Annotated in this window: 26 protein-coding genes; 16 read left to right on the top strand and 10 right to left on the bottom strand. The window is 67.7% G+C overall.

Translation table 11 applies throughout. The features are described from left to right. Window positions 1-11: 11 nt before the first annotated feature. Together DMB37_RS07835 and DMB37_RS07830 are read right to left on the bottom strand one after the other, a co-directional pair. Window positions 12-218 carry a DUF5988 family protein gene (locus tag DMB37_RS07835; protein ID WP_040736649.1) on the bottom strand — a complete coding sequence of 69 codons (207 nt, stop codon included), beginning with the start codon at window positions 216-218 and terminating at the stop codon, window positions 12-14. 73 nt (window positions 219-291) lie between these two features. Continuing rightward, window positions 292-1239, bottom strand: a complete 948-nt coding sequence (locus tag DMB37_RS07830; protein WP_135232131.1) for an NADP-dependent oxidoreductase — start codon at window positions 1237-1239, stop codon at window positions 292-294. A gap of 70 nt (window positions 1240-1309) precedes the next feature. Between DMB37_RS07830 and DMB37_RS07825 the strand changes: the two genes are divergently transcribed. The 5 genes from DMB37_RS07825 to ruvB all read left to right on the top strand — a co-directional run bounded on the left by DMB37_RS07825 (window position 1310) and on the right by ruvB (window position 5276). Then, window positions 1310-2272, top strand: a complete 963-nt coding sequence (locus tag DMB37_RS07825) for a GlxA family transcriptional regulator (protein WP_135232130.1) — start codon at window positions 1310-1312, stop codon at window positions 2270-2272. A 154-nt stretch (window positions 2273-2426) separates the two neighbouring features. After that, the gene (locus DMB37_RS07820; RefSeq protein WP_135232129.1) at window positions 2427-2855 is read left to right on the top strand and encodes a thioesterase family protein; all 429 of its coding nucleotides are present in this window, start codon (window positions 2427-2429) and stop codon (window positions 2853-2855) included. Between the two features lie 166 nt (window positions 2856-3021). Next, window positions 3022-3591, top strand: a complete 570-nt coding sequence (ruvC, locus tag DMB37_RS07815; protein WP_135237413.1) for a crossover junction endodeoxyribonuclease RuvC — start codon at window positions 3022-3024, stop codon at window positions 3589-3591. Next, on the top strand, window positions 3588-4190 hold the full coding sequence (ruvA, locus tag DMB37_RS07810; protein WP_040736603.1) for a Holliday junction branch migration protein RuvA: 603 nt from the start codon (window positions 3588-3590) through the stop codon (window positions 4188-4190). Before ruvC ends, ruvA begins: the two co-directional genes overlap by 4 nt. 6 nt (window positions 4191-4196) lie before the next feature. Next, a complete protein-coding gene (ruvB, locus tag DMB37_RS07805) occupies window positions 4197-5276 on the top strand; it encodes a Holliday junction branch migration DNA helicase RuvB (RefSeq protein ID WP_135232128.1) in 1080 nt (359 codons plus the stop codon). A 35-nt stretch (window positions 5277-5311) separates the two neighbouring features. Here ruvB and DMB37_RS41805 read toward each other — a convergent pair whose 3' ends face one another. Both DMB37_RS41805 and DMB37_RS07795 read right to left on the bottom strand, forming a co-directional pair. Then, on the bottom strand, window positions 5312-5911 hold the full coding sequence (locus DMB37_RS41805) for a DivIVA domain-containing protein (protein ID WP_135232127.1): 600 nt from the start codon (window positions 5909-5911) through the stop codon (window positions 5312-5314). A 149-nt stretch (window positions 5912-6060) separates the two neighbouring features. After that, complete coding sequence (locus DMB37_RS07795) at window positions 6061-6726, bottom strand: TetR/AcrR family transcriptional regulator (RefSeq protein WP_135232126.1); 666 nt, start codon at window positions 6724-6726, stop codon at window positions 6061-6063. A gap of 36 nt (window positions 6727-6762) precedes the next feature. Between DMB37_RS07795 and DMB37_RS07790 the strand changes: the two genes are divergently transcribed. Continuing rightward, window positions 6763-8253, top strand: coding sequence for an NAD(P)/FAD-dependent oxidoreductase (locus DMB37_RS07790; RefSeq protein ID WP_135232125.1), 1491 nt, complete (start codon window positions 6763-6765; stop codon window positions 8251-8253). 57 nt (window positions 8254-8310) lie between these two features. Here the strand turns inward: DMB37_RS07790 and DMB37_RS07785 are convergent, their stop codons facing one another. After that, complete coding sequence (locus DMB37_RS07785; protein WP_135232124.1) at window positions 8311-9657, bottom strand: hypothetical protein; 1347 nt, start codon at window positions 9655-9657, stop codon at window positions 8311-8313. A 358-nt stretch (window positions 9658-10015) separates the two neighbouring features. Between DMB37_RS07785 and yajC the strand changes: the two genes are divergently transcribed. From yajC to DMB37_RS07755, 6 genes are all read left to right on the top strand, one after another. Next, window positions 10016-10381, top strand: a complete 366-nt coding sequence (yajC, locus tag DMB37_RS07780) for a preprotein translocase subunit YajC (RefSeq protein ID WP_135232123.1) — start codon at window positions 10016-10018, stop codon at window positions 10379-10381. A gap of 132 nt (window positions 10382-10513) precedes the next feature. Beyond that, window positions 10514-12241 (top strand): protein translocase subunit SecD, encoded by a 1728-nt coding sequence (secD, locus tag DMB37_RS07775; protein WP_135232122.1) that lies wholly within the window; start codon window positions 10514-10516, stop codon window positions 12239-12241. A gap of 7 nt (window positions 12242-12248) precedes the next feature. Next, window positions 12249-13472, top strand: a complete 1224-nt coding sequence (gene secF, locus DMB37_RS07770; RefSeq protein WP_135232121.1) for a protein translocase subunit SecF — start codon at window positions 12249-12251, stop codon at window positions 13470-13472. Window positions 13473-13489: 17 nt separating this feature from the next. Beyond that, window positions 13490-15208, top strand: coding sequence for an ABC transporter substrate-binding protein (locus DMB37_RS07765; protein ID WP_135232120.1), 1719 nt, complete (start codon window positions 13490-13492; stop codon window positions 15206-15208). Window positions 15209-15280: 72 nt separating this feature from the next. After that, window positions 15281-15853: an adenine phosphoribosyltransferase gene (locus tag DMB37_RS07760; protein WP_135232119.1), complete on the top strand. Its 573-nt coding sequence runs from the start codon at window positions 15281-15283 to the stop codon at window positions 15851-15853. 104 nt (window positions 15854-15957) lie between these two features. After that, window positions 15958-17247, top strand: a complete 1290-nt coding sequence (locus DMB37_RS07755) for a Fic family protein (protein WP_135232118.1) — start codon at window positions 15958-15960, stop codon at window positions 17245-17247. Window positions 17248-17332: 85 nt separating this feature from the next. Here DMB37_RS07755 and DMB37_RS41265 read toward each other — a convergent pair whose 3' ends face one another. Beyond that, window positions 17333-17821 (bottom strand): TetR/AcrR family transcriptional regulator, encoded by a 489-nt coding sequence (locus DMB37_RS41265; RefSeq protein WP_240772291.1) that lies wholly within the window; start codon window positions 17819-17821, stop codon window positions 17333-17335. Further along, window positions 17821-17946 (bottom strand): helix-turn-helix domain-containing protein, encoded by a 126-nt coding sequence (locus DMB37_RS41260; protein ID WP_240772290.1) that lies wholly within the window; start codon window positions 17944-17946, stop codon window positions 17821-17823. The genes DMB37_RS41265 and DMB37_RS41260 overlap by 1 nt, the downstream gene beginning before the upstream one ends. A gap of 45 nt (window positions 17947-17991) precedes the next feature. On the opposite strand from DMB37_RS41260, the gene DMB37_RS07745 reads away from it, so the two are divergent. From DMB37_RS07745 to DMB37_RS07735, 3 genes are all read left to right on the top strand, one after another. Further along, on the top strand, window positions 17992-18879 hold the full coding sequence (locus tag DMB37_RS07745; protein ID WP_240772289.1) for an MFS transporter: 888 nt from the start codon (window positions 17992-17994) through the stop codon (window positions 18877-18879). A 248-nt stretch (window positions 18880-19127) separates the two neighbouring features. Next, window positions 19128-19730, top strand: coding sequence for a DUF4291 domain-containing protein (locus DMB37_RS07740; RefSeq protein WP_240772288.1), 603 nt, complete (start codon window positions 19128-19130; stop codon window positions 19728-19730). Window positions 19731-19918: 188 nt separating this feature from the next. Then, the gene (locus DMB37_RS07735; RefSeq protein WP_135232116.1) at window positions 19919-21508 is read left to right on the top strand and encodes an ABC-F family ATP-binding cassette domain-containing protein; all 1590 of its coding nucleotides are present in this window, start codon (window positions 19919-19921) and stop codon (window positions 21506-21508) included. Window positions 21509-21578: 70 nt separating this feature from the next. Here DMB37_RS07735 and DMB37_RS07730 read toward each other — a convergent pair whose 3' ends face one another. Together DMB37_RS07730 and DMB37_RS07725 are read right to left on the bottom strand one after the other, a co-directional pair. After that, window positions 21579-21932 carry an MmcQ/YjbR family DNA-binding protein gene (locus DMB37_RS07730; RefSeq protein ID WP_135232115.1) on the bottom strand — a complete coding sequence of 118 codons (354 nt, stop codon included), beginning with the start codon at window positions 21930-21932 and terminating at the stop codon, window positions 21579-21581. A 9-nt stretch (window positions 21933-21941) separates the two neighbouring features. Beyond that, on the bottom strand, window positions 21942-22391 hold the full coding sequence (locus DMB37_RS07725; RefSeq protein WP_135232114.1) for a nuclear transport factor 2 family protein: 450 nt from the start codon (window positions 22389-22391) through the stop codon (window positions 21942-21944). Window positions 22392-22444: 53 nt separating this feature from the next. Between DMB37_RS07725 and DMB37_RS07720 the strand changes: the two genes are divergently transcribed. Beyond that, complete coding sequence (locus DMB37_RS07720; RefSeq protein WP_206055209.1) at window positions 22445-22945, top strand: helix-turn-helix domain-containing protein; 501 nt, start codon at window positions 22445-22447, stop codon at window positions 22943-22945. Window positions 22946-23114: 169 nt separating this feature from the next. Here DMB37_RS07720 and DMB37_RS07715 read toward each other — a convergent pair whose 3' ends face one another. Further along, a complete protein-coding gene (locus tag DMB37_RS07715) occupies window positions 23115-23594 on the bottom strand; it encodes a YbaK/EbsC family protein (protein ID WP_135232113.1) in 480 nt (159 codons plus the stop codon). Window positions 23595-23600 lie beyond the last annotated feature (6 nt).

Genomic DNA, 23600 nt, shown 5'->3' with positions numbered 1-23600 from the left:
TTATTCGCGCGTCACTCCGCGAGTTCGGTCCGGCTGGACCACTCGTAGACGGGCAACCGGCCCTCCGGGGTGTCCTGCTCCTTGCGGGTCACCTTGAAGTGTTCGTAGCCACCCTTGAACGGGACTTTCAATTCGATCCCCGGCGGGGTGATCGGAACGATTCGCGCGGGCATGTCTTTCGGCCCGCCCTCGAGGACAGCCTTCACAACAGTGCTCATCATCGGATGGTAGAAGCGTGACGGTCCCGATTTCGTAGATTCACCGAAGCGCCGCGCGGAAAAATCTTCGGTCTCAGGGCAGCGTGACAACTAGTTTGCCGACGGTACGACCGGTGTCGCCCAAGGCATGCGCCTTCGCGGCCTCCGCCAACGGGAAGGTGCCCGCGATCGTCGGCCGCAACGCACCGGATTCGACGAGGCCGGCCAGCGCGCGCATGCCCGCGTGATCGTGCTCCACCAGCATGCGGATCGCGCGCACGCCCACCTCGCGTGCCGCCGCCACGAGATCGACCGCACCGGCGGCGCGCAAGGTGACCAGCAGCCCGCCCGCGCGCAGCGTGCGCAGGGAGCGCAGGCTGTTGTCGTCGTCGATCGAATCCAGCACGACGTCAACGTCGCGGACCGCCTCGGCGATATCTGTCGTCCGGTAGTCGAGCACTTCGTCCGCGCCCAGGCTGCGCAGGAACTCGTGATTGGGGGCGCTGGCGGTGCCGATGACGTACGCGCCGCGGGCCTTGGCGATCTGCACGGCGAAATGTCCGACGCCACCTGCGGCCGCGTGGATCAGCACGCGCTGTCCGGCGTCGAGTGCGGCGTTGTCCACCAGCGCCTGCCAGGCGGTGAGCGCGGCCAACGGGACTGCGGCGGCCTGCACGTGATCGAGGTTCGCGGGCTTGCGGGCGAAGGCGCGGGCCGGGCCGACGACATACTCCGCCAGCGCGCCGTGGCCGTTCGGGTAGGGCAGCATGCCGAAGACCTCGTCACCCGGCTCGAACAGCGTCACGCCGATGCCGGTCTCGGCGACCTCGCCGGATACGTCCCAGCCGAGGACGAACGGCGGCTCGGGCAGGAAGAGGTTCGCGATGGCGCGGTGCTTCCAGTCGGTGGGGTTGAGCCCGGCCGCGCGCACCCGGACCAGGATTTCGCCGGGGCCGGGAACCGGTCGGGGGAGTTGTACTTCGGTGAGGACCTCGGGGCCGCCCAGGGTGTGCTGGCTGATCGCGCGCATGGTTTCGGTCATGCAGTCGAGTCTGGTGCGCTGGAACGAGTCAGGTAATGGCACGATTGCCATTCTTCGATATGATCGTGCCATGACATCTTCCGTCCATCGCGTGGCGGTGCTGGCGTTGGACGGGGTCTATCCGTTCGAACTCGGCATCCCGAACCGGGTATTCGGCAGTGCCGGCGGCCGATACGAGATCCGCACCTGCACCGTCGACGGTGCACCGGTGCGCACCAGCGCGGACTACTCGATCGCCGTCGCGCACGACAGCAGCATTCTCGACACCGCAGACACCGTGGTCCTGCCCGCCTGCGACATCCGGATGACCCTCGACGGCACGCTGCCGCAGCCGGTCCGGGACGCGCTCGCCCGAATCCGGCCAGGTGCCCGGCTCGTGGCGATCTGCACAGGGTCGTTCGTCGCGGCGGCGGCCGGTCTGCTCGACGGCCGACCGGCGACCACGCATTGGTGCCAGGCCGATCTCTTCCGGCGCGCCTTTCCTCGAGTCCGGCTCGATCCCGACGTGCTGTACGTCGACGACGACGACGTGCTCACGTCCGCAGGCGCGGCGGCGGGCATCGACGTGTGCCTGCATCTCGTGCGCCGCGATCACGGCAGTGCGGTCGCCAACTCGGTGGCTCGGCGCTGCGTCGTGCCGCCGTGGCGCGACGGTGGGCAAGCGCAGTACATCGAGCAGCCCGTCCCGCCGGCCACCTCCGCGGGCACTGCCGCCGCTCGGCAGTGGGCGTTGGAAAACCTCCACTTGCCGCTCACCGTGGACGAATTCGCCCTGCGCGCCCAGATGAGCAAGCGCACCTTCGCTCGCCGTTTCAGCGAAGAGGTCGGCATGAGTCCCGGCCGCTGGTTGATCCAGCAGCGCCTGTTCCGCGCCCGCCACCTGCTCGAATCGACCGACATGACGGTCGACCGGATCGCCGGTGCAGTCGGCTTCGCCACCGGCACCTCGCTGCGCCAGCATTTGCACGAGGCGATCGGTGTATCTCCCCAGGTCTACCGGCGCACCTTCGCCCGGACTCTCGCCCCGGCCTGACGCCGGACGACGATCAACGGGACGTGGTCGCGGCACAGTGCGAGTAGCGGCGCCACCATGTCCTGTCGCATGAAATGGCCGGACCGCCGCGGAATCCCGCACCTGGTATCCGTGTAGCGGAAAGCTGTCGGTGGGCACTGGCATAGTCGGCGTCGTGTCGTTCAGTACTCGCATCGAAGTCAGGGTTTCCGATCTCGATCCGCAGCTCCATGTCACCGGCGCGGCCTATCACCAGTTCGCCGACCACTCGCGTTTCGCCTGTGTCCAGGCGGCGGGGATCTCGGTCGACGAGTTGATCGCGGATGGATTCGGGCCGGTGAATCTCGAGACCACGATCAAGTTCCACCGCGAGCTGCGTGGCGGCGACACGGTCGATGTGTCCTGCGCGTGGCTGTGGGGGACCGGCAAGACCTATCGCGTCGAACAGATCCTGACCCGGGCAGACGGCGAGGTGGCCGCCACGGTCACCAATGTCAGTGGCCTGCTGGACCTTCGAGTGCGCCGACTCGTCAACGACCCGGCGCGCGAGTGGGCGGCGCGCGCTACCAAGCCAGAACTGCTCGGTTTCACGGGAGCGCCTTGAGAATCCGACTACATCGCCGAGCCTGACGCGGCAGGCGCACCTGTTCTGCGCGCGGTGTGCCCGCCCGGCACCGCGACCACCGCCGCACCCCGTGTCGCTGGACCGCGAAAGACCCTGCCTCCGCTAGACTCTCGAACAGTTGTTCGTGTCTGCGAGAGGGGTTTTCGTGCGGGTGATGGGCGTCGACCCCGGGCTCACCCGGTGCGGCCTCAGCATGGTCGAGGGCGGCATCGGTCGTAAGGTGACCGCGATCGCCGTCGACGTGGTTCGCACCCCGCCCGACATGGACCTCGCCCAGCGACTACTCCAGGTCTCCGACGCCGCCGAACTTTGGATGGACACCCACAAACCGGCGGCCGTCGCCATCGAACGCGTCTTCGCCCAGCACAATGTGCGTACCGCGATGGGCACCGCGCAGGCCGGTGGCGTCATCGCGCTCGCGGCCGCGCGCCGCGGCATCCCGGTCGCGTTCCACACGCCCAGCGAGGTGAAGGCCTCGGTCACCGGCAACGGCACCGCGGACAAGGCCCAGGTCACCGCCATGGTCACCCGGATCCTCGGGTTGCAGGTCGCGCCGAAACCCGCCGACGCGGCGGATGCGCTCGCGCTGGCCATCTGCCATTGTTGGCGGGCGCCGCTGATCGAGCGGATGGCCAAGGCCGAAGCCCAAGCGGCCGAGGCGCAGCGCAAGTACGCCGAACGGCTTGCCGAACAACGGAAGGCGGTACAGAGGTGATCGCGTCGGTACGCGGTGAGGTGCTGGAGATCGCCCTCGACCACACGGTGATCGAGGCGGCGGGCATCGGTTACCGGCTCAACGTGACCCCCGCGACGCTGTCCACGCTGACCCGCGGCGAGGAAACCCGGCTGTACACCGCGATGATCGTCCGCGAGGACTCGATGACGCTGTACGGTTTCGCCGACACCGAGGCGCGCGACCTGTTCGGTCTGCTGCAAACGGTGTCCGGCGTCGGCCCCCGCCTCGCGATGGCGGTCCTCGCGGTGCTCGAGCCCGAGGCGCTGCGCAAGGCGCTCGCGGAAAGCAATGTCGCCGCACTCACCCGGGTGCCCGGCATCGGCAAGCGCGGCGCCGAGCGCATGGTGGTCGAGCTGCGCGACAAGGTGAATCTCGTTCCGGTGCAGTCCGGTCCGCCCGGCACGCCGGCCCCGGTCATCACGCCGGTGCGCGAGCAGGTGGTGGAGGCGCTCACCGGCCTCGGTTTCCCGGCCAAGCAGGCCGAGCAGGCCATCGACGCGGTGCTCGCCGAACAGCCCGCCGCCGACACCTCGGTAGGATTGCGAGCCGCCCTCAACCTGCTCGGCAAGAATCGGTAATACCGCATGGATTTCGAAGAACCAGACGAATCACAGGTCACGCCGAGCTATTTGAAGTCCGACGGCGAGATCGAGGCCAGCCTGCGCCCGAAGTCGCTCGACGACTTCATCGGCCAGCCGCGCGTCCGCGAACAGCTCGCGCTGGTGCTGCGCGGCGCCAAACAGCGCGGCGGCACCCCGGATCACGTGCTGCTGTCCGGCCCGCCCGGCCTCGGCAAGACCAGCATGGCGATGATCATCGCCGGCGAGCTCGGCACCGCGCTGCGCATCACCTCCGGCCCCGCGCTGGAACGGGCCGGTGATCTCGCGGCCATGCTCAGCAACCTGGTCGACGGCGACGTGCTGTTCATCGATGAGATCCACCGGATCGCCCGTCCCGCCGAGGAGATGCTCTACCTGGCGATGGAGGACTTCCGTGTCGACGTGGTCGTCGGCAAAGGCCCTGGCGCGACCTCGATCCCGCTCGACATCGCCCCGTTCACCCTGGTCGGGGCCACCACCCGGTCCGGCGCGCTGACCGGTCCATTGCGTGACCGCTTCGGTTTCACCGGGCACATGGATTTCTACGACCCAGACGAGCTGCTGCTCATCCTGCTGCGTTCGGCGCAGATCCTCGGCGTGCAGATCGATCGCGAGGCCGCCGCGGAGATCGCGGGCCGGTCCCGTGGCACGCCACGCATCGCGAACCGCCTGTTGCGCCGCGTTCGCGACTACGCGGAGGTCCGCGCCGACGGGATGATCACCCTGCCCATCGCGCGGGCGGCGCTCGAGGTGTACGACGTCGACGTACTCGGTCTGGATCGACTCGACCGTGCCGTACTCGCCGCGCTGGTACGCAGTTTCGGCGGCGGCCCGGTGGGTGTGTCCACCCTCGCGGTAGCAGTGGGGGAGGAGGCCGCCACCGTCGAGGAGGTGTGCGAGCCGTTCCTGGTGCGCGCCGGAATGGTCGCCCGCACCCCGCGCGGCCGCGTCGCTACCGCCGCCGCCTGGGAACACCTCGGGCTGGTGCCGCCACCCGATCTGGTCTTCGGCTCTATCGAAGTCCGCGGCCGCGACCCGCAGCCCACCCTGGATCTGTTCGAATAGCGTTGCGCGACAAGCCGTCTCGTGCAGGTCGGCGGCTAGTCGCCGACGTCCCGGTGCAGCGTCCACCGGTGATGCTGATGCTCGGCATGCTGCAACGCCGTCACCACCAGATCGAGGAACGCGTCCACCTCTTCGCGTGAGTATCCGCGGGTGCCCAGCCGCGCCTCGGTGAACCGCACCGAGCGCACATCCGCGACCGTCAGACTGCCCGGCCCGCCGTGCGCGAGGGTCGCCGCGACCAGATCGAGGAACGCGTCGACCTCTTCGTCGTGGTATCCGCGACGGCCGACCGGCGATGGGGTGAACCGCATCCGTTGCACGTCGTCCGGGGTGAGCATCGACTGCCCGTTCCCGGCGGGTGCGGGCCGCACTCCGCGTTGCCGGTTCTCCAACTCGACGCGCACCCGATCCAGGTACTCGTCGACTTGGTCGGCGCGATATCCGCGCCCGCCGGGCCGCGGTGCGTCGAAGGTGACGTGCCGTAGATCGTCGGCGGCGAGCGCGCCCCGCCCGGCCATGGTCGCGGCGACGAGGTCGAGGAAGGCGTCCACTTCGTCCGCGTGATAACCACGCTGCCCGAATGGTGGTGTCGCGAAACTGATCCGGCTCACATCCTCGGGGGTCACGGGCGACATTCTGTCAGGCCCGGTACGCCGGTCCGTGGGAATGTGGATTTTTCGTACTCCCTGGTCTCTTGCGACCACGAGCGCCCCCTGGCGGACAGCGTCGGAACAGTTCCCACACCTTAACGCCGCGAACGCCGTCAGGGGGCTTATCGATTTGCTCAGTCCTTGCGGACACCGTCGATCAGCAGCCGCCGGATGGCCTCGTTGAGGCCTTGGATGGAGCTTTCGTCGGTGTCGCGCAGGCCGTGCATGATGCCTGCCAGCAGCATGCCGGTGACCGCCCGCGCGGTATTGACCGTGTCCAGATCCGCTCGCAGATAACCGTGTTCGACGCCGTGCTCCAGGTATCCGGCGGTGAGCGCGTCGGCCATGTCGAGCAGGCCGTAGAGGCGCGCGGTCAGCTCGTCGTCGATGCCGGGCGCGTGCACGAGCAGCAGCTGCGCGACCCGGCGGTCGTCCATCAGGATGTGGGTGAGCGCCTGGCCGATCCGGTCGGTTTGCGCGCGGTACTCGTCCAGCGTGGTCGCGGCGTCGGGGGCGTTCTCGGTGCCGAGGGTGTCGATGATCTTGGCGGACAGGTCATCGATGACGTGGTCGATGATGTCGCGCTTGTTGCTGAAGTACCGGTAGAAGGTGCCGTGCCCGATGCCGAGATGACCGGCGATGTCGGCGATCCCGGTGCCGTGATAGCCCTTCTCCGCGAAGCAGACGAACGCGGTGTCGATGATTTCCTGCCGGAGCTCGGCTTTACGTCGCTCGGCACGCGTCAATGGCTTCGTCACGACCCCGATGATACAGTCGTCACAAACGGAATGATGTGTCATTCTGTGATAAACGGTTCACATACTTGGAGGTTCGGAGTGGCGCCTCAGTACGACGCGGTCGTGGTCGGAGCGGGATTCGGTGGCATGGGGGCGGGCATCGAGCTCGATCGGCTCGGCCTGGGCAACTACGTCATCCTCGATCGCGAGGACGACCTGGGCGGCACCTGGCACGTCAACCATTACCCCGGCCTCGCGGTCGACATCGCCTCGGTGACCTACTCGTACTCCTTCGAGCCGAACCCGTACTGGACGCGGCTGTTCGCGCCCGGCGCGGAGCTGAAGAAGTACGCGAAACACGTCGCCGACAAGTACGGCCTGCGCCGCCGCATGCGCTTCGGCACGGTGGTCGACGGTGCTCGCTGGGACGAAGAGCACCAGCACTGGGTGGTCTCGATCGCGGGCGGCGAAACCCTCACGGGCCGTTACCTGCTCACCGCGACGGGCTTCCTGTCCCAGCCCTACACCCCGCCGTTCCCCGGCATCGACTCGTTCGCGGGCAAGATCATCCACACCACCGCGTGGGAGGACGATTTCGACCTCACCGGCCGCAAGGCGGCGATCATCGGGACCGGCGCCACCGCGGTGCAGTTGGTGCCCGAGGTGGCGAAGAAGGCGCAGGCGCTCACCGTCTTCCAGCGCACCCCGATCTGGGTGGTGCCGAAGATCGACGCGGCCATCCCCGCGCCGGTGCAGAAGCTGTTCGATCGGGTGCCCGCCACCCAGAAGGCCGCGCGGCTGTTCAACACCAGCCTGCTCGAGGCGCTCATGGTCGTCGGCGTCCTGCACTACACCCAGGCCAAGCCGTTGAACAAGGCCGCAGGCGTTCTCGCCAAGGCGCACCTGCGGGCCTCGGTGCGGGACAGGGAGACTCGCAAGCAGCTCACGCCGCATTACGACTTCGGCTGCAAGCGCCCGACCTTCTCCAACACCTACTTCCGCACGTTCAACCAGCCGCACGTGCGCCTGGAGACCAACTCGATCGAGCGCATCGAGCCCGACGGCATCGTCACCGCCGACGGCCACAAGACCGAGATCGACACGCTGATCCTGGCCACCGGTTTCAACCTGTGGGACGTGAACTTCCCGGCCATCGAGATCATCGGCCGCGACGGCGTCAACCTCGGAAAGTTCTGGCGGGACAACCGTTTCCAGGCCTACGAGGGCATCACCGTGCCGAAGTTCCCGAACTTCCTCAGCCTCAACAGCCCGTACTCCTACAGCGGCCTGTCCTACTTCACCACCATCGAGGCGCAGATGAAGCACATGGGACGGCTCTTCGGCGAGCTGTTCCGCCGCGGCGAGCAGACCTTCGAGGTGACCGAGGCGGCCAACGCGGACTTCCTGGACCGGGTCACCGACAAGCTCGGCACCTCCGTCTTCTACGGCGGCGACTGCTCGACCGCGCGCAGCTACTACTTCAACCCGCACGGCGAGGCCGCGCTGTTGCGCCCGACCAGCACCCTCGCCGCGCACCGTGAAGCGGTCAGCTTCCCGCTCGACGACTACGTGTACGGCAAGTCCGCCTGAGTCGAGCTACCAGGTAACGCAAGCCCCGCCGGACCCACACCGGCGGGGCTCACCGCGCTACTTCGCGATCTTGCGAAGCACCCACTCCGCCAGCGTCGGAGTTACCGCCGAGTGCTCGGTATTTATTGCGTTGCAACAGAACTCGGTCAGCATGGTGTGCTCGGCCGTCACCTTGCGCAGATCCTGGTCGAGCTCGACGTCCCAGGTCATCGGGTCGAAGTCCAGCGCGACCGCGCTGATCGACGGGACGAAGCAACTCCAGCGTTTCATCTCCTCCAGCTCGACCCCGAGGACCGTGGCGACCTGGCCGAACGAGTCGAGCATGCCGCCGGGCGCACCGTCGAACGGCGCGACCGCGGTGGTCGTCGAGGTGCGGGCGGTCAGGCCGAGATGCATGCCGCCGACCGGTTGCTGCTCACCGAAGGCGGGCTGATAGCGCGCGGTGGCGCTGCCGACGATGCCGCCGAGGAACTTCTTGTCGAACACCACCTCGCCGGGCGGCAACGCGGGACCCTGCCCGTCGCCGCGGCCGTTCGCCACGCCGAGCCGCACCGGCCGCTGCGGGAATCCGCCGAGCGCGGCGAGCTCCTGGACGAATTGGGCACGTAGCGGCGAGGCGGTGGCGACCGGACCCGAATACCGCGCGTCCTCGACCCACGCCCACAGCAACTGCTGCGCCGCCGGGCTGCGGATCAGGCTCGCCTTGCTCGCCTTCCCCGGCGTGAGCGCCTCGAAGAACTCGAAGAAGTACGCCATCTGCTGCAGGATCAGCGGGATCCACGCCCCGTTGTGCGGCGAATCCCAGGACAGATAGGTCTCGGTCTGATGATCCTCGTCGTCGCGTTCCATGGCGGCGAGCGCGTAGCGGGTGACCAGACCACCCATGCTCACCCCGCCGGTGATCAGCGGCGTATTGCCCTGCCGCTCGGCGATCACCTTGCCGATGCACGCCCGCGCGACACCCGCGTTGACCTGGAGGTAGTCGTGGCGGGTGTCGAAGCCGAGCAGCACGATATCGATACCCGAGGCGAGCAGCTGGTCGAACAGTCGCTCACCCGCGTCGGAGTAGGGCTCGTTGAACCACTGCCACAGCGCGTCGAGATCGCTGGGGCCGTAGTTGAAACCGTCGGCGAAGATCAGCGGGTTGACCAGCCGGTCGTGCCCGTTCGCCAGATGGACCGATGCGGTGCCCTTACCGTATTTCCCCAGGTACGGATGCTCGGACACGAGCGGCCACTCGTAGTCCGGCGGGCGCGGCGACTCGGCGGATCTGCGGGTCGGGGTGCCGAACCATGGTCCCGATTCGGCGATCCGTGCCAGGTCGTACAGTTCGGGCGCGGACAGATCCCCTGCGGCCTTCTGTAATAGCGTTTTGACGTCGATTCTGGCTTCCTGAGCCATCATCTACCCCTTTTGTGAACGCGCAGGACGTCCCGAGACACGGCTCGACGATCGATGAGTTCGTGCGTAGATCAGGCTCCCCGGCCACGCCGTCGGGACGTCCTGCGCTGATGAATTCCCTGCGATTTCTACTGTATGCCAACGTAATTCGCTGCGGATGCGTTTCCGAGCGGAGAATTTACGGGCAAACCGACCGGGCTCTTCGGACTCCGGTGGGCGCGTCGAATTCCGGGTGCGATATGGCCGATCCGCGCGTCGGCGCTCCCCAGCAGGTGTGCCGGTGTGGCGGCGGAGACATGAACTGGCAGACTGTCTGGATACATACCCATCCCACCCACAAGACTAGGGACTGACTTCGACGATGGAACTTCTGTTTCCGCTGCTGCTGGTAGCCCTGCTCGTGCCGATGTTCCTCGGTGTCCGCCGCCAGAAGCGGGAAGCCGCCAAGGTCACGGAGATGCAGGACAGCCTCAAGGTCGGCGACCAGGTCATCACCACGTCGGGGCTGTACGGCACCGTCGTCGATCTCGACGACACCACGGTCGATCTCGAGATCGCCGAGGAGGTCGTGACGACGTGGCTGCGCGCGGCCATCCGCGAGGTGCGCGTCGAGACCGAGACCGAGGCCGGCACCGACGCGATCGACACCGACTCGACCGGCGCGACCGCGGTCGACGCGATCGAGGAATCCACCGAGCAGACCCAGACCCGGCTGACCAAGGACTGATCGCCGGTTCGGTGCTTGCGACGGCCCGCCGACCGGCGGGCCGTCGCGCACGCCATTACTGCCCGCACCCGGCGACGCTGGGGTGTGCTTGCCTGTTCCACTCTCGACTTCCCGCCTAGGAGATGACGTACTGTGCCACCTTCCCAGGGATCGGCGCATCCGCTCCGGCTGCTCGGTGTCTACGCCGCGCTGCTGGCCGTGATCTATGCGCTGGTGTTCTTCACCGGTGACAAATCCTCGACACCACGGCTCGGCATCGACCTCCAGGGTGGTACCCGGGTCACGCTGACCGCTCGCACCCCGGACGGCGGCAAGCCGAACCAGGACAGCCTGAAGAAGGCGCAGGAGATCATCGAGAACCGGGTCAACGGTCTCGGTGTCGCCGGGTCCGAGGTCGTCATCGACGGCGACAACCTGGTGATCACGGTGCCGGGTGACGACGGGGCGCAGGCGCGCGCACTGGCGACCACCGCCAAGCTGTACATCCGTCCGGTGCTCAACGCGGTGCCCGCCGCGCAGCGTGGCCAGACGCCGCCGGCCGCACCGGGCACGGCACCGGCTCCCGGCGAGGTGCCACCGCCTGCCCAGGGTGAGGTACCGGCGCCCGCGCCTGCCGATTCGGCGCCGTCCGTCGGCGCACCGGCCTCCGGCGAGGTCCCCGCTCCGCAGCCGGAGCCGGCTCCGCAGCAGCGCGTGTTCCCGGCTCAGGCACCGACGCAACCGCCCGCCGATCCGAATCTGTCGCCGCAGGAACTGGCGGTCAAGGAGATTCAGGACGCCAAGGCGGTCCGGCAGAGCTCCGACCCGACCGTCGCGCAGGCCGCGATGGCCGCACTGGATTGCAGCAAGCCGGATCCGTTGCAGGGCAACGACGATCCGAACCTGCCACTGGTCGCCTGCTCCACCGACGGCCAGGAGATCCTGCTGCTCGACAAGAGCCGCATCGACGGCCAGGAGATCAAGAGCGCCACCTCGGGCATGAACACCCAGCAGGCGCGGCACGAGGTGTACCTGGAATTCAAGTCAGCGGGTAGCGACGCGTGGGCCCAGCTCACCGGCGAATACGTCAACAAGCGGGTCGCCTTCGTGCTCGACACCAAGGTGGTCAGCGCGCCGGTCGTGCAGCAGGGCCCGCAGCAGGGCGGCCGCACCCAGATCTCCGGTAACTTCACCGCCGCGTCCGCCAAGGAACTGGCGAACACCCTGAAGTACGGTTCGCTGCCGCTGTCGTTCCAGACCTCCGAGGCCGAGACGGTGTCGGCGACGCTGGGGCTTTCCTCGCTGAAGGCGGGCCTGCTCGCCGGTGCGATCGGTTTGGCCGTGGTGCTGCTCTACTGCCTCGCCTACTACCGCATGCTCGGGTTCGTCACCGGATTGTCGCTGGTGGCTTCGGGTCTCGCGGTCTACGGCATCATGGTGCTGCTCGGCAGATGGATCGGGTTCACCCTCGACCTGGCCGGTATCGCCGGTCTGATCATCGGTATCGGTATGACCGCCGACTCGTTCGTGGTGTTCTTCGAACGCATCAAGGACGAGATGCGCGAGGGCCGCAGCTTCCGCTCCGCCGCGCCACGCGGCTGGCAGCGGGCCCGCCGGACCATTCTGTCCGGCAACGCGGTCAGCTTCATCGCCGCCGCGGTGCTCTACATCCTCGCGGTCGGGCAGGTGAAGGGCTTCGCGTTCACCCTCGGCCTCACCACCATCCTCGACGTCGTCGTGGTGTTCCTGATGACCTCGCCGCTGGTGTTGCTCGCCTCGCGCACGAGCTTCTGGGCGAAACCGTCGGTGAACGGCCTCGGTGCGGTCCAGCAGATCGCGCGCGAGCGGAAGGCGGCCCAGGCCGCACTCGGGAAGGCGTGAAAACGAGATGACCAATCACACGAGCACCTCGCGCCCCGAGAACCCGGCCGAGACCACGGACGTGTTCACCGCGGTGTCCGAACAGCCCAAGCACGGTTTCTTCAACCGGCTCTACACCGGCACCGGCGCCATCGACGTCATCGGCAAGCGCCGGATGTGGTACCTGATCACCGCCGCGATCATCCTGATCTCGTTGGGCAGCATCATCTTCCGCGGCTTCAACTTCGGGATCGACTTCGAGGGCGGCTCGCGGATCCAGTTCCCCGCCGCGGGGGCGAGCACCAGTCAGGTCGAGGACGTCTACCGCTCCGCGATCGGCACCGATCCCGTCTCGGTGCAGACCGTCGGCAGCGGCGGCAACGCCACCATCCTGATCCGGTCCGAGGCGCTGGACAAGGACCAGGTGGACAAGCTGAACAACGCGTTGTTCACCGAGTTCCAGCCCAAGGGCAAGGACGGCAATCCCAGCCGGGCCGCGATCAGCGCCTCGGACGTCAGCGAGACCTGGGGTAGCCAGATCACCCGCAAGGCGCTCATCGCGCTGGCGGTGTTCCTGGTGCTGGTCGTCATCTACATCGCCATCCGGTTCGAGACGCACATGGCGATCGCCGCACTGGCCGCGCTGATCTTCGACGTCGCGGTCACGGCCGGTGTCTACTCGCTGGTCGGCTTCGAGGTGAGCCCGGCGACCGTGATCGGCATCCTGACCATCCTCGGCTTCTCGCTCTACGACTCGGTGGTCGTGTTCGACAAGGTCGAGGAGAACACCAGGGGCATCCTGCATTTGAGCAGGCGCACCTACGGTGAGCAGGCCAACCTCGCGGTGAACCAGACCCTGATGCGGTCCATCAACACCGCCCTCATCGGCATCCTGCCCATCGTCGCCCTGATGGTGATCGCGGTCTGGATGCTCGGTGTCGGCACGCTCAAGGACCTCGCGCTGGTGCAGCTGGTCGGTCTGCTGGTCGGTACGTACTCCTCGATCTTCTTCGCGACACCGCTGCTGGTGTCGATCAAGGAACGCTGGGGTCCGGTCGCCAAGCACACCGACAAGGTCATGTCCCGCCGGGCCGGGGCCGCGAGCGCGCGGGCGGGCTACGAGGCGGAGCGCCGGGCCACCGCCGCGACCGGCCGTGGCTACGCCGACGAACCGCGCAGGCCGCGGGAACCGGGGCAGGCGCCCCGACCGGGCGCGCGCCCGAGCGGGAAACGGCAGAAGCGGCGGCACTGACACAGGCAGGGGGTTTCATGCGCAAGCCACGCAGCCGAGCGGTACGTCTGATCGCAGTGGTGGCCGCGGGCACCCTGGCCGCCGGACTGGCGGCCGGGTGCTCGAGCAAGAACCAGGTGCCGTCCATCGCCTACGCCGTGGACGCCACCGTCGCCAGCTACAACGGCGGCAGCACCCTCGGTGCGAGCAGCGGCGCAAGCGCGGTGTTCGCCCGGGTGCTCACCGGGTTCTTCTACACCGGACCCGAGGGGCAGCAGGTCGCCGACACCGACTTCGGCACCGCAAAGGAGGTGCCCGGCGACGTCCAGACCATCCAGTACCGGCTCAACCCCGATGGTGTGTACTCCGACGGCGTACCCACCTCCTGTGACGACCTGGTGCTCGCCTGGGCGTCGCACAGCGGGCGATTCACCAAACCCGGTGACCGAGGCCCGATTCCGCTGTTCGACGCCGCGAGCACCGCGGGCTACGCCGACATCGAACGGGTGGACTGCCAGCCCGGCTCGCGCGACGCCACGGTGGTGTTCCGCCCGGATCGGCACTACTCGGCCTGGCGCAACCTGTTCACCGCGGGCGAGCTGGTGCCCGCGCACGTCGCGGCGCGGGTGGCGAACGTGCCGAATGTGGTGTCCGCCTTGCAATCCGCCGATCCGAGCGCGCTCGGGCGGATCGCCGAATTCTGGAACACCGGCTGGACCTTCGGCAGCAATCTCGACCTCACGCGGTTCCCGTCGTCCGGGCCGTACCGGATCGAATCCTTCGATGCCAAGGACGGTTTGGTGTTGGTCGCCAACGAGCGGTGGTGGGGTAACAAGCCCGCGACCGGTCGAATCCTGGTGTGGCCCAAGAACGTCGACCTGAAGTCCAAGGAAGGCGACAGCGCCCTCGGCGTCGTCGACATCGGTACCGGATCGATCAAAGACCTGAACCTGGAAGGGTTCCGGGTGCAGAACGTGCCCGGGCGGGGCGCCGAGCAGCTGGTGCTCTCGACCGGTGGGGTGTTCGGCTCGGTCGACATGCGCCGGGCATTCGCGCTGTGCGTGCCGCGCCAGGCGCTGTTCGACAAGCTCGGCAAGGTGCCGGACGCGCCCAAGAGCGGGCTCGGTTCCGGGCCGCTGAACGGGCATATCGTGCAGCAGGATTCGCTGTTCTATCCATCGGTCACCGGGGCGGCAGGCAAGTTCGGCGGCGGTGACGTGCCCGCGTCGACCCAAGCCGTCGCCGCGTCGCGGACCAACAATCCGACCATCCGCATCGGTTATCTGCGCCCCGATGAGCGTCGCGCGCAGACCGTGGCGATGATCACGGAAGCCTGTAAACCGGCGGGCATCAGCGTCGTCGACGCGGGGGCGGCCGATTTCTCGCCGTCCCAGCTCACCGAGGGGAAAGTCGACGCTGTCCTGGCCAGTACCGCCGCCGCGCCGGGTCCGGCCGGATCGCTGACCGGGGTCGCGGCCACCAGTGCGTTGCGCACCGGTAGCGGGCTCAATTTCGGGCGATTCGGTAACGGCCGCTACGATTCGATCACCGATCAGCTTGCGGCCGACGACAACTCGACCACACAGCTGAGGCTGCTGACCGATGCCGAGAACCTGCTGTGGGCGGAGCTGCCGAGCATTCCCTTGTTCGCCACCCCGCGCACGATCGCGTTCGGCGGTGGTCTGCAGAACGGGATCGCCGCGCCCAATCAGGCGGGGTCGGGTTGGAACATGGACCGCTGGGTGTTGAAGCGGTGACAGGTGCTGTGGGTGCGGCCTCGGGTATTCGCCCGTGCCCGCGCTCCTTGGTGTGATGATGGAGAGGTGTCGATGAGTAAGCACGCGGCGATCGAGTCCGACGAGTTAGCCGCCGATCGGACCGACCGGGCCGCGCACGCGGTCGAGCAGTTGACCCGCTGGCGCGACGACTTCCCCGCCCCCGGTATCCGTTTCGCCGATCTCACCCCCGTGTTCGCCGACGCCGAAGGCTTCCGCTCCGTCATCGACTGCCTCGCCGCCTGCGCCCCCGACGCCGACCTGGTCGCAGGCATCGACGCCCGCGGCTTCCTGATCGGCGCGGGCGTGGCCGCCAGCCTCGGCACCGGCGTGCTGGCCGTCCGCAAGACAGGAAAACTCCCGCCGCCGGTCCTGCGCCGCGAATACCAGCTCGAATACGGCACCGCCGCCCTGGAGATCCCCGCCGACGGCGTCGACCTGCGCGGCCGCCGCATCCTGCTCCTCGATGACGTCCTCGCCACCGGCGGCACCCTCGCCGCCGCCGCCGACCTTTTCGCCCAAGCCGGCGCCGAAGTCATCGCCGCCGCGGTAGTCCTGGAACTGACCTTCCTCAACGGACGCAACCACCAGGGGTCCTACCCCCTGACCTCCATCGTCCAGGTCTGACCTGGGGGTAAGGATCTGCGCGATCCTTTAATCACGGCCGCTGGCATTAAGGTTTGATACCTTATCCTTTAATAGACTTGGCTTCTATCAAAGGATAACCATCGATGGCCGAGTTCCTCACTGAATACTGGGCTCCTCACCTGGGCGAGGGGCTGGCAAAACGTGACCGGCAGGGCGGGCGGTTTCGCCCCTTCGCTCCTGATTTGATTGCTGAGCGTCCAGTTCATATTCCGACGGAACTCGCCCATCGGTCCGCAGCGGTCGAACGTGCTGTTCGACGGCTCAGCAGTTGCCCCGGGGCCCGTGATCTCGAGGGAATCTCGCGGTTCCTGCTGCGTTCGGAGGCGATCGCCAGTTCCATGATCGAAGGGATAGCACCTTCGCCGCAGCAGGTGGCACTGGCTGAGCTCGGGCAGGAAGAAGACATCCGCGGATTCGGTGAACAGGCACGGCTGGTGGCCAACAACATCACTGTGCTGCGCCACGCATCGACCGAGCTCGTCGAAGCCGATGCGGTCACCGTGGAGGATATCGTCGCGCTGCACCGGGGGCTGTTGCCGAAAGAACAACATCACGGCCTGCGTCAGGTGCAGAACTGGATCGGCGGGTCCCACTGGAATCCGCTCGGCGCGGAATTCGTCCCGCCACCACCGGATCTAGTACCTGCGCTCATGGAGGACCTCGTCGCATACCTCAACGGCTCGACCCACGGGCCGCTGCTGCAGGCCGCGCTGGTGCACGCGCAGTTCGAAACCATCCACCCCTTCACCGACGGTAACGGGCGTGTGGGCCGAGCTCTGATCCATACCGTCCTTGCGCGACGGGGTATAGCGCCACGGGCACTCCTGCCGGTCAGTCTGGTTCTCGCTACTCTCAGTGACCGCTACGTCAATGGACTGACCGCTTATCGATACGCTGGAGAACCACTGTCGGAGCCCGCCAGGCGTGGGACCGCGCTATGGCTGACGACGTTCATCGAAGCGGCCGCCACTGCTGCTGATCAAGCCGAACGCATTTCGGTCGAGATCGAGGCATTGCGCCATGATTGGGTCGAGCGGCTCGGAAACTGGCGTGCGGGCAACGGCTTACGCGCTGAACCGCGCGCTGGCTCGGCGAGTGCTCGAATCGTGGGCATGCTCCCGGAAGTTCCGGTGCTGACGGCCCGCACCGTTCAGCGCATCCTGAACGTCTCTTTTCCCTCAGCTCGAGATGCCTTGGAGGAGCTGGCCGATGCGGCGATTCTGACCCGCAAGACTGTCGACAAGGGAACCACCGGTTATCTCGCCCGTGAAGTGCTGGACCTCATCGGTCTGGCTGAACGTCAGCTCGCCAGTACGCGATTCGACACGCGAACCAGTCCACCGAACCGTGGGGTGCCTGCGAATCCGCGTTGAATTCGCTTCACGGGCTTCGCTGCTCTCTACTTGCTGGCACGATCAGGCGCCTGCAACCAACGGTGGACGTTGGGTGCTGACCGCCTCAGGCGGGGATTCCGGCTATCAATCCGTCGATGAAGTGGCCTACTGCTGTCTCGGTGCGGTAGGCGTCGCGGATGGTGTCCCATTTGGGGAGCATTCGGACTGTGGTGGGGAATTCGGCCAGGGCTTCGGGGGTGGCCTGGTCGGTCCAGCGGGGGCGGGGGTGGCCCGCGGTGATGGCATCGGCGCGTTCGTCTTCGGCGCGGCGCATCATGAGCTCGCCGAGGATGAAACGCCAGACGGCGTTGTACATGTAGCCGGCGTAGTCGTCGGTGGCGCCGAGTGCTGTTGCGGTGTCGACGAATTCGTCGAGGATCCACATGGCGGCTCGGCCGAAGGATTCGCCGCTGACGAGAATGTCGGCGACCCACGGCATCTGGTGTAGGACGTCGACCAGATAGGTGATGATCGCGACGAGCCGGTCGCGGGGGACTGCCGGTAGCTCCGGTCGGTCGAGCTGGTCGGCGCGGGCGCTCAGGACGGCGATCATCAGTGCCGCTTTGGTGGGAAGTGGTGGTAGACGGCGGCGGTGCTCACGCCTAGCTCGTCGGCGAGTTTGCGCATGCTGAAGGCCTCGGCGCCGCCGCCGTCGAGCATTCGGGTGGTAGCGGCCACGACGTCTTCGCGCGGCACCCGGACGGGGCGGCCGCGGCGGCGGTGGTGGCGGTGCTGCGCGGCACCGACAATCGGGTGCCGCAACGCGGCGGCCGCCTCGATGTGCCCGGCGCGGTACTGGTCACCTTCGGGGTGACGGCGTTGGTGCTCGCGGTGATCTCCACCGAAAGTCATGCGTGGGGTTCGGCGCGCGTACTCGGCTGGTTCGCCGTCGGCGCGGTGCTGCTGGCCGGATTCGCCTGGGTGGAGACCAAGGCGGCGGATCCCTTGGTGCCGCTGGAATTTCTGCGCCGTCGCTCGCTGCTCGGCGCCACCCTCTTCGGATTCATGCTCACCTCCGCGCAGATCGCCAGCTTCTACTTCGTCGCCCAGCTCTTGCAGCGGGTGCTCGGCTACAGCCCGACGCTCACCGGCGTGGCGATCCTGCCGTTCTGCGTCGGCATCGTGATCGGGCTGCGGCTGGCGATGGTGGCGACACCGCAGTGGGGTCCGCGCCCGGTGCTGCTGGTCGGCGGTCTCGTCGGCGCCGCCGGTCTGCTGTGGTTCGGTTTCGCCGATACTTCGACGACCTTTGTGACCGGGCTGCTGGGCCCGTCGCTGGTTGCGAGCATCGGCATCGGTGCGTCGGTGGTCGCGATGGGCACCGCTGCGGTTTCCGGGGTGCCGTCCGAGCGGACCGGGCTCGCCTCCGGCGTGCTCAACAGCGTGCGGCAGCTGGGCGGTTCGCTCGGCCTGGCGATCCTGGTGACGGTCGCCGCCGGTGTGATCGGAACCGACACCGGGCGAGCGGCATTGGCCGATGGCTACACGACGTCCCTGCGCCTGGCCGCCGGTCTGCTTGCCGCGGGCGCCATCGTCGGCGCGTTGATCGTGCCCAAGACCGGCAAGGCCGCGGCTCCGGCTGAGACCACCGTGGCGGTAGGGCTGGAGTAGACGGCACGCATCGGTGCGGTAGCCCCGCCGGAATTGAGGTCTCGTCTCGGACGCCCCGACTGCCGATACTTTGGATAGCTGGACGTGTGAGCTGGAGGTGCGGCAATGGTTGCTGGCGCGCCGAACCCGCTCGCGCTGTCCCGGTCCGGGACGGGGATGCGCCGAGCCCATCGGTCGGCCGAGCCTGCTCCACTGGGGACATCGTCGGCAGCGTTGGCGTGTCGCAGTCGGAATGTCAGGATCTGCCGGTGAGTGTTTCGCCGCCGATGCGGCAGGTCAGAGCTGACTATGATGCGGCGACCGTGGTTGTCTATCAGGCGTATTCCGCGGAGATCGCCGAAGCTGCCATTGCCGCAGGAACTTTCGTGGCCCCGTTCAGCCGGGACCGCATGACATGGATCAAGCCCTCGTTTCTGTGGATGATGTATCGGTGCGGCTGGGGGAGTAAGCCGGGCCAGGAGCGGGTGCTCGCCGTGACGATCACCCGCAGCGGGTTCGAGTGGGCGCTGTGGCAGTCCTGCCTGAGTCACTATGTGCCGGACATGTATTCGGATCAGCGGGCGTGGATGGCCCGGCTGCGCACGAGTCCCGTTCGGGTGCAATGGGATCCGGAGCGCGACCTGCATCATCGTCCGCTCGCGCATCGGTCGCTGCAGGTCGGCCTCGGCGGTCCGGCGGTGGGCTTGTATGTCGACCGGTGGATCACCGGGATTCGGGACGTCACCGCGGAAGCGCGGCGGATCAAGGGGCTGGTGGCCGACGGGAAACTCGACGCGGCCGCTCGTGCGCTGCCGGTCGAGCGGCCCTATCCGCTGCCTGCCGAGATCGCCCGCGTGATCGGCGCAGGCTAGGTCGCGAGCGCGAAAAGCGCCGGTGCGCAGGTGTGATCCAAATATCACTGGCACCCGTCGCGGAAGTGTGGTTAATCTAGATGAGTCTTATTGCCGTTGATCGGAGCCATGCCGTTGATTTCATGAGGTAGCCACTCGGGCGGTCCGCAGTCGCGCGCCGCGTATTCTGAGCGACCTCTGGAGTCACCATGGCAAATCTGTCATTTTCCGATCTCACTTTCGCCTGGCCGGACGGCACCCCGGTGTTCGACGGGCTCGACGGCGTGCTCGGCCCCGGGCATGTCGGCCTGGTCGGCAGCAACGGCGCGGGCAAGTCCACGCTGCTGCGGCTGATCGCCGGTGAGCTCACACCCGCCCGCGGTTCGATCTCGGTCACCGGTCACCTCGGCTACCTGCGCCAGGACCTCGGTCTCGCCGCGGGCCAGCGGGTCGACGCGGTACTCGGCATCGCCGAGCTCCGGAAAGCGTTGCACCGCATCGAATCCGGCGGCGGCGCGGAGTCCGACTTCGACATCGTCGGCAACCACTGGGATGTCGAGGAACGGGCTATCGCGCTGCTCGGCCGGCTCGGACTGCATTACGTCGCCGACTCGTCCGCGCAGCTGGATCGCCGCCTCGAGACCCTCTCCGGCGGCGAGACGACGCTGCTCGGGCTGGTGGCCGAACTGCTGGCCGAGCCGGAGATCCTGCTGCTGGACGAGCCGACGAACAACCTGGATCAGCTTGCCCGCGAACGGCTTTACGAGGTGGTCGGTCAGTTCTCCGGCACCGTGCTCACGGTCAGTCACGACCGCGAGCTGCTGGAGCGGATGAGCACCATCGCCGAGCTGCGGCACGGCGAGATCCGGATGTTCGGCGGCAACTTCAGCGAGTACGAGCGGATCATCGAGGCCGAGCAGCAAGCGGCTCGGGCCGCGGTCCGCGACGCGCGCAGCGATGTGCGCAAGCAGGCGCGCGAACTCGTCGAGACGCGGATCAAACTGGATCGCAGGCAGCGGTACGGGCAGAAGATGTGGGACACCAAGCGTGAACCGAAAATCATTATGGCCGAACGCAAACGGCAGGCCCAGGTGTCGGCGGGCAAGTTGCGCAACACCCACATCGACAAGCTGGAGACGGCCAAGGATCAGCTCCAGCACGCACAGGAGTTGTTGCGGGACGACCGGGAGATCCGGGTGGATCTGCCGGACACCCGGCTCTATCCCGGCCAGGACGTGATCGACCTGGACGAGGTGGAGTTGGCTTGCGGTCCAACGGTTTCGCTGCGGATCAGTGGCCCGGAGCGGATCGCCTTGACCGGACGCAACGGCGTGGGCAAAACCACGCTGCTGCGCCGGATCTCGGCGGCCCGCCCGCAGGTGCCGTGGCGGATGCTGCCGCAACGTCTCGACATCTTCGACGAGCAACGGTCGGTCTTCGAGAACGTGGCATCGACGGCGCCGCACGCGTCGCCGGAACAGATCCGAGCCCAGTTGGCCCGCTTCCTGTTTCGCGGCAGTGACGCCGACGTCGCCGCGTCGGCGTTGTCCGGTGGGGAACGACTGCGGGCCGCGCTGGCGATGCTGCTGCTGGCCGAGCCTGCGCCGAAGTTGTTGCTGCTCGACGAGCCGACCAACAACCTCGACCTGCCCAGCCTCGAGCACCTCACCCAGGCGCTGGCCAGTTTCGAGGGGGCGCTGATCGTGGTGAGCCACGACCCGCGCTTTCTCGACGACATCGGGCTCACCCGGCGGGTGGAGCTCACCGCCGACGGACTGGTCGAAACGCTGGTCCGGTAGCGGAAAGCCGCACACCCCTTGATCGTTCGCGCAACTCGAGGTGCGACCGGTCGGGGGTGTGCGGTTCCGCTCAGTCGAGTTCGGCGGCGAGCCTTTTCGGGGCAACCTTGCGATAGGCGTCGTGGATGATCTCGGCGAATTCACCCCAGTCCGGATCGACGTCGAGCCGGACACCGATCCACCCGCTGTGTCCGACATACGGTGGAACGAAGAAGCGCTCGGGTTCGGCGTCCACCAACTCGGCTTGCACCCCGTCCGGGGCGGGGCACCAGATGGTCGGGCCTGGCTCGTCGTAACCCCCGTCGATGTATTTGACGAACGAGGTCTTCTGGCGCACGAAGAAGGTGGGGCAGCCGTGGCTGAGCCGTTCGCTGCACTCCGGTAGGTCGAGGCAGATCGCGCGGATCCGGGTCAGCGGGTCCATGTGCGCAGTCTACGGCGCGGGCGCCCCGCGCATTGCGCGTCGCAGCACGCCCGGATGCTTGAGTAGCCCGGGTGCGAGCCACACGGCGAGCACGGTGAGGCTGAGCCACGGGCGCAGGTGCGGCCTCAATGTGCGGATCCGGCCGTCGTCGGCGAGTTCGAGCACCAGTGCCTCGGTGAATCGGAAGGGTCCGAGGGCAGCCTCCGCCAGGAGTACGCGGTGCGCTCCGTCCCCGATCTGCTCGGTCCATCGCAGGCCGGAGACGCCGCCGTAGGCAGCGGTCAGCAGGATGCGCAGATCATCCGCGCCGCGAAACACCAATCGTCCGGACAGCGGCGAGATCAGGGTGGCGTCGGGGGTCAGCGTCGCCTGCACCGCCTCGAAATCGCGGTCCTTCGTCGCCGCGCGGAATGTGTCCACCGCATCTGAGGTCGTTGTTTTATCGATCGCCGAGTCCATGCCCCGAACCTAGCCGCAGTCACTTGCAAAAAGCAATGGACTAGGCTGAGGGTGTGCCCAAGGCTGCGCTGTCCGACATCGTCTGCTCGATCGCCCGCACCATCGACGCGATCGGCGAACGCTGGACGCCACTCATCCTGCGCGACCTGTTCGTCGGCGTGACCCGGTTCGAGGACATCCGCCGCGATCTCGGCATCGCGTCCAACGTGCTCGCCGCCCGCCTCGCCGCGCTGCAAGCGCACGGCATCGTGGAAGCCCGTGCCTACCAGTCGAATCCGGTGCGACACGAGTATCTGCTCACCGACAAGGGCCGCGACCTGTACCCGGTGCTGACCATGCTCGTCGCCTGGGGCGACACCTGGCTGGCCGGACCCGAGGGGCCGCCCGCGCTGATCGTGCACGACGACTGCGGGAAGGCCACCGCGGGCGTGGTGGTGTGCCGGGAATGCGCAGCCCCGCTGACCGCGGACAATGTGCGATTCGCCCAGGGCCCCGGCGGATATCGCATGCCGGGCACCATTCTCGTCGGCGACCACATGGAGTCATCGACCTGATCGTTCAGTCGAGTTACCTTGCACCACTGGGCTTTACGCCTGCTCGGTGATGTGCGATCGGTTGACCCCGCGGTTCTTTCGGCGACCGGGCGGCATCTTGTCCGGTGACCGGCCCGCGTCTCGTCCGTCTACCGAGCGGCGGCCCGTGTGTTTCCGGGCCGGCGTCCCCTCAGTTGACCGAGACGGCCTCGGCGCCGGTGACCTCGCGCAGTTCATCGAAGGTGGTCGGGAAGACGGTATGCGGGTGCCCGGCCGCGGCCCAGATCTCCGTCTGAGCGGCCAGCGTCTCATCGATCAACGTCCTGATCGGCGCCGGATGCCCGAGCGGCGCCACCCCGCCGATGGCCTGGCCGGTATGCACCCGCACGAACTCCGCACTCGCGCGCGACAGCTTCCCGATACCCAGGTGCGCGGCGATCTTGCCGGTGTCCACCCGGTGGGCACCGCTGGTGAGCACCAGCAGCGGCGCACCTTCGGCGTCGAAGATAAGACTGTTGGCGATCGCGGCGACCGGGCAGCCGAGCTGTTCGGCCGCCGCGGCCGCGGTCGGCGCGGTCTCGGGGAGCACCCGCACCCGAGGGGTGACGCCGGCCGCGCGCAGGGCGGACTCGACGGCGAGCACGGTCGGCCTCCGGGCGATCTCATCCATGGCCGC

The organism is Nocardia sp. CS682 (assembly GCF_004634405.1).
Taxonomy (GTDB): Bacteria; Actinomycetota; Actinomycetes; order Mycobacteriales; family Mycobacteriaceae; genus Nocardia; species Nocardia ninae.
This window is presented reverse-complemented; position numbering and strand designations above follow the sequence as displayed.

Excerpts from the sequence above, each read along its gene's own strand:
- DMB37_RS07835 (WP_040736649.1), bottom strand. The coding sequence starts at position 218 with ATGAGCACTGTTGTGAAGGCTGTCCTCGAGGGCGGGCCGAAAGACATG.
- DMB37_RS07830 (WP_135232131.1), bottom strand. The coding sequence starts at position 1,239 with ATGACCGAAACCATGCGCGCGATCAGCCAGCACACCCTGGGCGGCCCC.
- DMB37_RS07825 (WP_135232130.1), top strand. The coding sequence starts at position 1,310 with ATGACATCTTCCGTCCATCGCGTGGCGGTGCTGGCGTTGGACGGGGTC.
- ruvB (WP_135232128.1), top strand. The coding sequence starts at position 4,197 with ATGGATTTCGAAGAACCAGACGAATCACAGGTCACGCCGAGCTATTTG.
- DMB37_RS41805 (WP_135232127.1), bottom strand. The coding sequence starts at position 5,911 with ATGTCGCCCGTGACCCCCGAGGATGTGAGCCGGATCAGTTTCGCGACA.
- DMB37_RS07795 (WP_135232126.1), bottom strand. The coding sequence starts at position 6,726 with ATGACACATCATTCCGTTTGTGACGACTGTATCATCGGGGTCGTGACG.
- DMB37_RS07785 (WP_135232124.1), bottom strand. The coding sequence starts at position 9,657 with ATGATGGCTCAGGAAGCCAGAATCGACGTCAAAACGCTATTACAGAAG.
- yajC (WP_135232123.1), top strand. The coding sequence starts at position 10,016 with ATGGAACTTCTGTTTCCGCTGCTGCTGGTAGCCCTGCTCGTGCCGATG.
- secF (WP_135232121.1), top strand. The coding sequence starts at position 12,249 with ATGACCAATCACACGAGCACCTCGCGCCCCGAGAACCCGGCCGAGACC.
- DMB37_RS07765 (WP_135232120.1), top strand. The coding sequence starts at position 13,490 with ATGCGCAAGCCACGCAGCCGAGCGGTACGTCTGATCGCAGTGGTGGCC.
- DMB37_RS07760 (WP_135232119.1), top strand. The coding sequence starts at position 15,281 with ATGAGTAAGCACGCGGCGATCGAGTCCGACGAGTTAGCCGCCGATCGG.
- DMB37_RS07755 (WP_135232118.1), top strand. The coding sequence starts at position 15,958 with ATGGCCGAGTTCCTCACTGAATACTGGGCTCCTCACCTGGGCGAGGGG.
- DMB37_RS41265 (WP_240772291.1), bottom strand. The coding sequence starts at position 17,821 with ATGATCGCCGTCCTGAGCGCCCGCGCCGACCAGCTCGACCGACCGGAG.
- DMB37_RS07735 (WP_135232116.1), top strand. The coding sequence starts at position 19,919 with ATGGCAAATCTGTCATTTTCCGATCTCACTTTCGCCTGGCCGGACGGC.
- DMB37_RS07730 (WP_135232115.1), bottom strand. The coding sequence starts at position 21,932 with ATGGACCCGCTGACCCGGATCCGCGCGATCTGCCTCGACCTACCGGAG.
- DMB37_RS07725 (WP_135232114.1), bottom strand. The coding sequence starts at position 22,391 with ATGGACTCGGCGATCGATAAAACAACGACCTCAGATGCGGTGGACACA.
- DMB37_RS07715 (WP_135232113.1), bottom strand. The coding sequence starts at position 23,594 with ATGGATGAGATCGCCCGGAGGCCGACCGTGCTCGCCGTCGAGTCCGCC.